The organism is Enterobacter cloacae complex sp. P1B, assembly GCF_014982345.1.
GTDB lineage: Bacteria > Pseudomonadota > Gammaproteobacteria > Enterobacterales > Enterobacteriaceae > Enterobacter > Enterobacter bugandensis.
The window spans coordinates 881,598-890,548 of sequence record NZ_JADCLF010000013.1 but is presented as its reverse complement, the minus strand read 5'-3'; the positions used below and the strand labels follow the sequence as shown (position 1 = coordinate 890,548).

Below are 8,951 nucleotides of genomic sequence, written 5' to 3'. Positions count from 1 at the left end.
ATAAAGGAGTGTATACTCCTTTATATAAATATTTTTATCCAATCTTTACCCCGATCATCATGATATCGAGCCGTTTGATTCGGTGACTTATGACCTAGCAACTTCTGAGTATCTATCCCTTGAATCTCATATAGTCTTTCCGCTAACGAGCGTTGTTCATGGAAAGTAGCTGGCGTGCCATCCCCCCAATTTATGTCTGATTTATCACGAGCCTTACTGAAGTTCATTGTTATTGTGTTCGACTTTACCTGGGCACCTCGTTCTGCCATTGAGGTTGCCCGAAAAAAGTGGATTAGGTATGGACTCACTGCATAGTCACGGCAACGTGCAACTACATCCCTCAAACTCCAGTCAATCGCGTTAAGCCTTAGGGATAGAGGGAGCGCTAGCTTGCTCCCTGTTTTCTCCTGAACGACATGCAGATGGTCATCCCAAATATCGCAAAACTTCATGTTGGAAATATCCCCAAGGCGTTGACCAGTAACGAGAGCCAATAGCATTGCATTGCCCATGTATTGATGTTGGGCATCAGCTATCGCGAAAATCTTTTGCCATTCGTCGAGGTTTAGACGTTGTCGGGTAACTCGCCGGCGCGGTTGTTTTGTAGCAAGAGCCGGGTTATAACCCGGCGGTACCTCGCCATAATGCTGGGCTTCCTTGAATACATCGATCAAAACAGAGCGGATTACTTGGGCCATCCTCGGTTGACCTTCTGCAACATAGGACTCCAGTATCTGGGCAACATCCCGAACATCGACGGATGAAATCAATTTCATTCCCACGCTCTCACGAAGTAGGGCTACTGGTTTAGCCTTTTGTTTATGAGTGTTCGGCTTGATATCACCATTCTCCAGTCTTTCATCCTGAATTTTCCAATAACGATCTAACCACGTATTTGTTGTTATCGCCTTTCCTTTGCTGGTGGCGATCTTGTCACTGAGAGCCAAAACCTGCCTGGTGCGCTGTTCAGCTAGTCGCTCATTAGCTTCGATTGCTATTGCTGTTGCTTCAGCCTCGTTAGTTCCGAGGCTGTGAAATTTACCAGTAACAGGATGCTTATAACGCCAGTAGATTTTATTTACCTTCCGACTGTATAGCGGATAGAGATTAGGTATCTTGACGTTGTTTTTACGTGGTCGAGCAGCCATCAGACAGTATCCTTTGAAGCATAGGAGAATCAGATTTTTTAATAACGGGCTGGGTTAAATTACCTGTAATCTCGGCATCTTCTCTTACCCGCCAGTATCTTCCTTCTTTGGTGGCCGGGGGAGTGAACATGCTCTCTTTGGCGTATCGGCGTAAAGTATTCAGACTTGGAGGATTACTCCGGTATTTTTCCGCAGCCCATTCTTCTAAAGTCAGCATTTGAAGCATGTGATTTACCTCATAATGGCCCATATCAGGGCCATTTTCTGATATTAAAAAATCAGTGTTCAGTCAGACGCTGCCAGATTGCTGACACGTATTTGACCTGATGAAGAGCATCCGAAATAGCCTTGTGAGGTTCTCCCTCAAATGGGATCTCATAGCGAGGCTTGCAGCCAACGGCTTTACCCAACTCGACAATGGTTCTTACATCCCGGTTATTCCAGAATTTCCATGGGCAGGGGATCCCCGTACGGTCATAAGATGCCTCAAGCAGGACATTGTCATAAGTGGCACCATTACCCCAGACCTGAACAGAATCAGGGCCGTTAACCGCATTCTCGCCTATAAACTCATTTAGCTGCAGTAATGCATCATCGAGCGGAATAGCGTCATCCATTACCAACTCAGAGCGCGCTTCGGGCGAAGCTTTTAGCCAGAAGATAATGGTAGATGCATCCGGAACTCCGCCGCTGGCCATGGCTGATTCCAGGCTAATAACTTTGTAAAATTCCGATCCGGTATTACCAGTAGATGGATCAAAGAACACGGCCCCGATAGATACGACTGGTGAATCAGCTTTTTTACCAAAAGCTTCAATGTCGATCATAAGGTGTGTATAGAGCATTTCAGGGTCGGTATAATTATGATGACCGGAATCATTATTTATGGCAGTTGTGCTGCTATAAGTCTCAGTAGTGCTTGCGCCTGAGATAGTTTCTTCCGTGCCTTCTGATAACGCAGCACCGTCCGGGGTTTCATCATTGCCAGTTTCTTCCATCTGCACATTATCAACGTACTCCGCCGCGGTATTTTGTTGGACATTTACAGCGTTGCTGGTGGCCAGCCCTTCAATAGAAAAAAGACCATTACCAACTTTTTCGAGAACCGGCAGCGTGCCGCCGTCGACTTGCGCACCTTCATTCTGGCCGCCAGTTTCAAAAGCAGAATCAGTCACTATCTCGTTTGTCCAGCTCACCTCCGGGTTATGGCGTGCCGCAACAAGAGTTTCGTCTGATGGTGCAGAATGATCGCTTTCAGTCAGGTTCGCGTTAATGAATCCGCTGAGACGTGCCGGATACAGATAATGTTCTGGGTGAGCGCTACGGATAAGTGCAAAGATAGCCGCACGCGAGTAATCCAAAACTCCCGGGGTTGCACGAAGGGCTTTAGACCATTCCTTGAACGGACTTTCTTTCTTACTAACAATCTCTTTAGCCCGACGGAAAACACCACCAGGGATATCGTAAATGTTGAAATCCATTGGTAACGTGGCCAGCGCAATCTCTAAATCGAGAGTGTCGAGATCATGTTTAAGGTCAGGGTTTCTGTCGGTCTTGTTGCCTCCGCCAGCATTCGTACCGCTTTCAGTACGCTGTATTTCTGCAACGCGATTGCCTTTGGCCCATTCTTTTACCAGCAGGCCGCGGTCAATGTAATCAGTCGCCGCCCAGATTCTGGTGAATCGGAGAACCAAAGCGAGTTCGTGACGCTTTTCCTGGCTGAACACTTTGCGAATGGCGTCGGTATAGCGCCACAGGTCTTTGGTGTCGTAACCCTTAACCTGTTCGCAGTTTTCTGCCGCCAGCAGCAGGTTCTGGACATAGCTATTGTCAGTGTCCATCTCCAGCGCGCTGATACCTTCGTATTCTTCGCGGGTTAAGTGGTGGCGCAGTTCGTCGCAGGTGAACTGGGCGAGTACCTGCTTGCGGAAGGGCATGCGAACGACTGGATAACGTGTGGTTTCGTCATCATTCTTGTCAATCTGGATACCGTTATCAGCTTCAAGACCCTGACCTGCTATAACCCCGGTGTCACTGGTGCTTTCAGATTTCAGAGGGGTAAATTTGCCACTGCGCCAGTCTTCAACTAATTGGTTGTGAACGCTGGCATCTGCTTTAGCCCAGTCAGCCATGAATGCAGCGATATCTTCAGTTTCGTGCGCTTCATCTGGCGCGAATACCTGCTTAATCGCCTGAACCAGTTTCCACTCAGCGTACAGGCTGAGTTCGGCAACTTCAGGGATGTTGTTCTTCGCCAGCAGCATGTTCTGAAGATAGGTATTGCCTTCATCCAGTGACATTTCGCTGGCAGCCAGCTGCTGCTCTTTAGTGATATGTGACTGGTATTTTTCGCTGGTCATGTGGACGGCAAAACGGACCGCTGGAGTGCGGTTTTCAAGAGGAACACTCTCGACGGTACTTTCGACTTTAACGGTCGGTTCCGGTGCGGCAGTGTTGTCCACGGCTTCAGTTGATCCAGCACCAGCCTTTGGCAGCCAGGTGCGTCCATCGTCCTGCAGTTCGTAGCGTTTGCACCAGGTGTAATCTACTGTGCTTTCTTCCGGCAGGTCGTTGTAAACAGGGAAATCGGTACGGACAGGCTTGCTATAATCCTTGCCCCGGCCGGTTTCAATGCCAGCATCTTCCAGCTCTACATCCAGCTGCAAATTGGCTCGTGCTTCTGATTTAGCCGTGAACCAGATAACGGCATCTTCTTTGCCGGATTTCTGCGTTGCCTTGATTAAATGAAAGAATTCCATATCGGGTCCTTAATTTTGGTTGTAAGATACCCGCAGCTAGTGATTGCCGCCTTGGGTAGTGGTCATTGGTCAAAACTCGATTCCGGAAAGCTTTGGTCGGCTGACCGGGTACTTAACCCGCCTTGCGCGGGTTTTGTGCTTTTAGGGGCTGGTAGCAGCCATTAGTCACAACTCGATTAAAATTTGAAAGCTGGCTGTTGGTCGTCAGCCGATTTGTACGGGTAACACTCTCCTTTAATGTGCTGCTCTTTGGCAGCTGCATCACAGCCAGATTCGGTTTTGTATACACCGAGCATGATGTCTGAGCATTCCCCGGTGAGGGCACAGACGGTAACGATCAGGGCAAAGAACGAGCTCATGCTTTTAGCTCTGGATTGCCTTTTTGGGCCAGTAAGTAGCAAAGCTTACGAACCAGAACTTCAAACAAATTTAAGCGAACGGCTTGGCAGCCAGCTTTTTTGCGTGCGAAATCGATCATGGTTAACTCCTGTGTGCCTTTAACGCCAAACTGGCGGAACGGTAAACCTGCTGCGCGATTGTCTTTCCATTTCATCCGGTGTTTCGTATGTCGCCGGCAGCTACTTCATGGGCGTCCTGCTTGTTCGCTCTGTTTACCCTTATCGCCGGGTAGGCGGAACGTTTACTGATTACTGCTGTTAAGTTTTGATAACGCTGATTGTTATTTAAACCTAACAAATCGTCAAGTATAAATTTCGCAAAACCTAACATAAGGGGTGCGGAAAACGCAAAAAGGCCGCTGTTGGAGCGGCCTATGAGGGTGAAAATTATTTGATGTCGAGGTTTTTGAGGATCTGCAGGATTTCTTCTTTGCTTTTGGTTTTTATGAGGTCATTGAACGTTTGATCATAGTCCTTGACCTTATCCCGCAAATTGATGATGTGTTGTTCTTTCTCTGCATTAGGAAGCTTGTCGAAGAGCTCTAAAAGCTGATGCTGCTGTGGGGATAACAATCTGTAGGATTCGGCTGGTGGTGGTTCATACCCCTCATCACCCTTAATAATCCAGCCCGGCTCTACGTTCAGTGCTGCAGCTAGTTTGAATAGGTTATCGCCTCTCGGTGAGGTTTCATCACGTTCCCACTGAGAGATTGTGACATGGGCAACCCCAGCCTGTTTACCTAGGCTGCGCTGGGTATATTTCAAGGCAGAGCGTCGCTCTTTTATACGCTGACCGATCGTTTTCATAGTTCGGAAATCCTAACGCGCATTGACTCTTGTTTCCCTAACATATAAAGTTAGGAAAACTTACCAAGGGGAACCCAATGAAAACCGAAGATGTAATAAAACACTTTGGGAAAAAAGCCAATGTGGCGAGAGCTCTCAACATCGCTCGATCCTCTGTCAGTGAATGGGGGGAGTTGGTCCCTGAACGACGAGCCGCGCGACTGGAAAAGATAACGGGTGGTGCATTGAAGTACGACTCAGTTTTGTATGAGCACAAAGATAACCCAAAAGATTCAAAGGAGTCTGACTGATGGAAATCAAAAAACTAGCATGTGAGCTGGAGTCCTGGGCTCAGGAAAAGGGATGGAAGACGGTCACGCAGCTTATAACCCCGCATCACTTTGGCGATCTGCTTCAGCCATTGGATAACGTGACGGACCCTGACGAGTACGCGCGGCGCTTGCACAACAACAAGCAAATTATTCAGCGTGCATTCCGCAACCATACGCCTAACTACCTTAAGCAGGCGCAAGCCCTGAGCTATGCCATCCGCACCGCCATTGATAACGAGCTGGAGCAGAAAGACTGCATGCTCTACCGGGCTGCCAGGGTTAACAAAGAGTGTATCGAAGCCACCAACGCGGTATTCACCGGGAAACCGCAACCGGTAATCAGGCGTGAAACTCTGGAAGCGATAGACGCGCTGGCGCAGCTGGTGGGCGTAAAGGTTCAAATCATGAACAGCCATCGGGCTGCATAACGTTCTGGAGGCAACTATGCGTACTTCTCAGGAATTAGCGAGCGCACTGGCAGAGCGCATGAAAAACGCGATGAATAACCGACCCGCTCAGGAGCCAGTGGATCGCCGCGGTGAAATCATTCCAGGGAAGCGGTACCGCGACGAACGCGGGCGCATGGTGACTGTTTTACGTGCATCCCAGCTCCGCGTGTCATATCGGCGGGAGGGGCACACCGGCGTCAGTGAAACAGGGCGCCGAGAGTTTGAAATTAAGTTCACCGAGGTGAAAAGTGAGTCTTGATGCCATGCGTTGGGCCAAAAAGGCCAAAACAGGGCGATCGTCTGCAAAGTCGGTGCTGACCTGGCTGGCCGATATGTGCGGAGCTGACTTTACGACATACCCGTCAATTGCCGCTCTGTCGGAAGCTACTGAGCTGGACAAAAAGACGGTTCAGGCAAGCCTGCAACATCTGATCGCTATAGGGTTTATCCAAGATACTGGAGAGCGTCGTGGACGCACAAAACAAATTCCCGTCTACAGATTGATTGGGGTGGAGGAAAGCATTGCAGATGCTGAACACACCCAAAAACGGGAACATTACCAAAAACGGGTTCGTTCAAATGATACCGAAAACGGTAGCGTTTATGAAAACGAACCCAAAAACGGTGCTGTTAAAAACGGTGAAACGATCCCGTTTTTTCCGTCAAACGATCCCAAAAACGGGATACGGAATCCCCCAGAGGAATCTAAAGATCTAAACCCCACACATAACGCGCGAGGGGAGCTAGTTGGATCAGCCGGAGAAAGACCAGTTCCAGAATACCCGGGTCAGCCTGGCACGTTTTTCCCTGCCTCTCAGTTGTTGGGGAAATTTCCGATGAGCAAGGAGTGGAAACCATCTGCGGACTTTCGCAGACAGGCAAACCTCTGGGGGCGCCCCGTCCCTGCGAACCTGACACCTGAGGACTTACGTGCTGCCCATGCCTGCTTTGTTGATTACTGGATCTCTGAGGGCAAGGCATTCAACCAGACGCAGTGGGAGCAGAAATTTGCTCTCCACCTGCAGAACACAAAGCCAACAAAACCGCGAGGTAATTCTCATGCAGGACTGGACCCAAATTCCACAGCAAACGCCGCTGTACAACGAGCGCGCGCAGCACGTGCAGAGCAACTACGAGTTCGAGGAGAAGGCGTGGAAATTCTGGGAGCTGATGCTGGAAATTTACTCCACTCGCTGGGAGACCAAAAACGGCTCGGCCCCGTCGGGCCTATGGATTGCGCAGATTGGGAGTTTGACCAGCGCCCAGACGACGAGCGTCTGTAATGCCATGGTTGCGCGCTGTAAAGCGGGAAATTCTTGGCCGCCAGACTTGGCTGAATTTGTGACGCTGGTGGCGGATACCGGCGGTAATTCTCTGGGGCTGAGAACTGCTGACGTGATGGCGGAATACAGGCGCTGGCGTAACGAGTCTTACCTCTATGACAGCTCCGAACAGTTTCCATGGCGCCATCCGGTTTTGTACCAGATTTGTACCGAAATGCGACGGACCGGTGTTGAACGGCAAATGACACAGAGCGAACTGGAAGCACTTGCTGCTATGCAGCTGGCGAAGTGGGAAAAACATGTGGCGGACGGACATCAGATCCCGCCGGTTAGAAAACAGATTGCCGCACCACGCCATGCGCCGGGACCCACCCCAGCGCAATTACTAAAAGCGCAGGCAGAGGCAGCCAAATTAAAACGTATGTGAACAGGAGAAAATTTATGGAATCAGTAATCGACGCACTGAAAGCAATGGGTAAAGCAACATACCTCGATGTAGCAGCCCGCCTGGATATAGAGCCCGTAGAGGCACTGAAAATGCTTCGCGAGCAGAAGGAAGAGGGGTTGTGCGATTTCTTCGATGGATCATGGTCGGTGGGTACCGCGAAAGAGCATAAGCCGAAACGTATCAGACCCAAGCAGCCATCGCCGCTGGTGGAAAGGGTGCTGTCAGCAATGCAGGGCCAAGGAGCCATGACCGCTAATCAGGTCGCAGAAAAGCTGGGTAAAGGTTCGCGAGCCCTGAATGCATCGCTGGGTGCCATGTGCAAGGACGGTCTGGTCCTGCGCCATGTGGACGGGAAAAACATCACCTGGAGCCTGGCGGGGGAACCGGTAATACAGTCAGAGCAGCAGGAGCCCGTAGCAGAGGAGGCCAAGGCCGCACCTGCTCAGGAGAGCAAAACCCTGGAAGAAATTATCGGAGATATCCCAGCTTTCGCCAGCCGTCCGGATGATCTGATTATTCCGTCATCGCGTTATATCTCAACCGAAATCCGACGCACGAAAGCGAAGCTGGCTAACCTGCAGCGTCTTCAGGGTGCCGTTCGTGAGCTGCGCCGACATAAGCATCTGCTGGAGGGGTTGGGAAATGTCTGATTTACCGAAATGCCCTGAATGCGGCATGGCTCCTTCACTGAGGGTCCGCAGCCGCGGGATGAACTGGGGTTCGGCAGAGGTCCGCTGTTCGAACGGTTGCCTTGGCATCCGCGCGGGATTTTCGTTCCCGCCTGATGGTGAGGCAGCGGCCCGAAAGGAGCTTGAAGCGAGATGGCATAAGCTGGTTGTCAGGAAGTGATGGGGGGAGATAAAACAGACCTGAAGTGCAACCAGCTATTAAATTGTTTTATGGGAAATTGTGTAATATGAGAAACTAGTTTTGGGGAGAGGGTGCAATAAATACCCTCTCTTACAACTAGCCCTGTAATTGTCTTCGCTCCTCAACCTGACCGCATAATTCAATTAAACTATCTACTAATTCAATGTGATCATCTTCGGGGTTGTATTCAAGCATCGCGATATTATTCGTTTTTTTAAAGGCAGCAATCATTGTTCTATGCATACCTTTAGACGTGGTGGCGTAATGTGGGTTATCGCTTGGGTAAGTTATTATGTTATTTTCCAATATTAATTGGATTTCAGGATCGTTAACACTATAACCGATAAAAAGTATAGTGTGAGTTAAAAAAATACTTTCTAAAGAGCTAAAAAAACCTGGGTAATCCGATCTGGCCTTAAAGAAATCAGATTTTGTTAAAATTGTACGCTCCGGCGTACCAACACAACCGTGGGCTTTA

At 49.6% G+C, this 8,951-nt stretch carries 13 protein-coding genes; 6 read left to right on the top strand and 7 right to left on the bottom strand.

The genetic code is table 11. The features are described 5' to 3' along the window. Window positions 1–20: 20 nt before the first annotated feature. The 6 genes from INF77_RS17165 to INF77_RS17135 all read right to left on the bottom strand — a co-directional run bounded on the left by INF77_RS17165 (window position 21) and on the right by INF77_RS17135 (window position 5,112). Window positions 21–1,148, bottom strand: a complete 1,128-nt coding sequence (locus tag INF77_RS17165) for a site-specific integrase (protein WP_193543095.1) — start codon at window positions 1,146–1,148, stop codon at window positions 21–23. Beyond that, window positions 1,129–1,374, bottom strand: coding sequence for an excisionase (locus INF77_RS17160; protein WP_071787694.1), 246 nt, complete (start codon window positions 1,372–1,374; stop codon window positions 1,129–1,131). The genes INF77_RS17165 and INF77_RS17160 overlap by 20 nt, the downstream gene beginning before the upstream one ends. A gap of 52 nt (window positions 1,375–1,426) precedes the next feature. Next, a complete protein-coding gene (locus tag INF77_RS23500; RefSeq protein ID WP_370529669.1) occupies window positions 1,427–3,907 on the bottom strand; it encodes a 3'-5' exoribonuclease domain-containing protein in 2,481 nt (826 codons plus the stop codon). Window positions 3,908–4,083: 176 nt separating this feature from the next. Then, window positions 4,084–4,266, bottom strand: coding sequence for a DUF1482 family protein (locus INF77_RS17145; RefSeq protein WP_040017165.1), 183 nt, complete (start codon window positions 4,264–4,266; stop codon window positions 4,084–4,086). After that, on the bottom strand, window positions 4,263–4,460 hold the full coding sequence (locus tag INF77_RS17140; protein WP_193055944.1) for a hypothetical protein: 198 nt from the start codon (window positions 4,458–4,460) through the stop codon (window positions 4,263–4,265). The genes INF77_RS17145 and INF77_RS17140 overlap by 4 nt, the downstream gene beginning before the upstream one ends. A 232-nt stretch (window positions 4,461–4,692) precedes the next feature. Further along, complete coding sequence (locus tag INF77_RS17135; RefSeq protein WP_149366343.1) at window positions 4,693–5,112, bottom strand: helix-turn-helix domain-containing protein; 420 nt, start codon at window positions 5,110–5,112, stop codon at window positions 4,693–4,695. Window positions 5,113–5,189: 77 nt separating this feature from the next. Here INF77_RS17135 and INF77_RS17130 point away from each other — a divergent pair, with 77 nt between their 5' ends. The 6 genes from INF77_RS17130 to INF77_RS17105 are packed head-to-tail and all read left to right on the top strand — an operon-like array spanning window position 5,190 to window position 8,253. Then, window positions 5,190–5,402: a Cro/CI family transcriptional regulator gene (locus INF77_RS17130; protein WP_047749228.1), complete on the top strand. Its 213-nt coding sequence runs from the start codon at window positions 5,190–5,192 to the stop codon at window positions 5,400–5,402. Further along, window positions 5,402–5,851 carry a hypothetical protein gene (locus INF77_RS17125; RefSeq protein WP_193533004.1) on the top strand — a complete coding sequence of 150 codons (450 nt, stop codon included), beginning with the start codon at window positions 5,402–5,404 and terminating at the stop codon, window positions 5,849–5,851. The genes INF77_RS17130 and INF77_RS17125 overlap by 1 nt, the downstream gene beginning before the upstream one ends. A 16-nt stretch (window positions 5,852–5,867) precedes the next feature. Next, complete coding sequence (locus INF77_RS17120; RefSeq protein WP_193533005.1) at window positions 5,868–6,131, top strand: DUF4222 domain-containing protein; 264 nt, start codon at window positions 5,868–5,870, stop codon at window positions 6,129–6,131. Continuing rightward, entirely contained in the window at window positions 6,121–7,155 is a 1,035-nt protein-coding gene (locus INF77_RS17115) for a DnaT-like ssDNA-binding domain-containing protein (RefSeq protein ID WP_370529670.1), read from the top strand. Before INF77_RS17120 ends, INF77_RS17115 begins: the two co-directional genes overlap by 11 nt. A gap of 4 nt (window positions 7,156–7,159) precedes the next feature. Next, a complete protein-coding gene (locus INF77_RS17110; protein ID WP_227415167.1) occupies window positions 7,160–7,582 on the top strand; it encodes a replication protein P in 423 nt (140 codons plus the stop codon). 14 nt (window positions 7,583–7,596) lie between these two features. Further along, a complete protein-coding gene (locus INF77_RS17105; protein WP_193543094.1) occupies window positions 7,597–8,253 on the top strand; it encodes a DUF1627 domain-containing protein in 657 nt (218 codons plus the stop codon). Window positions 8,254–8,569: 316 nt separating this feature from the next. On the opposite strand, the gene INF77_RS17100 is transcribed toward INF77_RS17105, so the two are convergent. Beyond that, window positions 8,570–8,951, bottom strand: a 382-nt coding sequence (locus INF77_RS17100) for an SIR2 family protein (RefSeq protein WP_193543093.1), incomplete at its 5' end; no start/stop codon positions are given.

Excerpts from the sequence above, each read along its gene's own strand:
- INF77_RS17165 (WP_193543095.1), bottom strand. The coding sequence starts at position 1,148 with ATGGCTGCTCGACCACGTAAAAACAACGTCAAGATACCTAATCTCTAT.
- INF77_RS17160 (WP_071787694.1), bottom strand. The coding sequence starts at position 1,374 with ATGCTTCAAATGCTGACTTTAGAAGAATGGGCTGCGGAAAAATACCGG.
- INF77_RS23500 (WP_370529669.1), bottom strand. The coding sequence starts at position 3,907 with ATGGAATTCTTTCATTTAATCAAGGCAACGCAGAAATCCGGCAAAGAA.
- INF77_RS17145 (WP_040017165.1), bottom strand. The coding sequence starts at position 4,266 with ATGAGCTCGTTCTTTGCCCTGATCGTTACCGTCTGTGCCCTCACCGGG.
- INF77_RS17140 (WP_193055944.1), bottom strand. The coding sequence starts at position 4,460 with ATGAAATGGAAAGACAATCGCGCAGCAGGTTTACCGTTCCGCCAGTTT.
- INF77_RS17135 (WP_149366343.1), bottom strand. The coding sequence starts at position 5,112 with ATGAAAACGATCGGTCAGCGTATAAAAGAGCGACGCTCTGCCTTGAAA.
- INF77_RS17130 (WP_047749228.1), top strand. The coding sequence starts at position 5,190 with ATGAAAACCGAAGATGTAATAAAACACTTTGGGAAAAAAGCCAATGTG.
- INF77_RS17125 (WP_193533004.1), top strand. The coding sequence starts at position 5,402 with ATGGAAATCAAAAAACTAGCATGTGAGCTGGAGTCCTGGGCTCAGGAA.
- INF77_RS17120 (WP_193533005.1), top strand. The coding sequence starts at position 5,868 with ATGCGTACTTCTCAGGAATTAGCGAGCGCACTGGCAGAGCGCATGAAA.
- INF77_RS17110 (WP_227415167.1), top strand. The coding sequence starts at position 7,160 with ATGGTTGCGCGCTGTAAAGCGGGAAATTCTTGGCCGCCAGACTTGGCT.
- INF77_RS17105 (WP_193543094.1), top strand. The coding sequence starts at position 7,597 with ATGGAATCAGTAATCGACGCACTGAAAGCAATGGGTAAAGCAACATAC.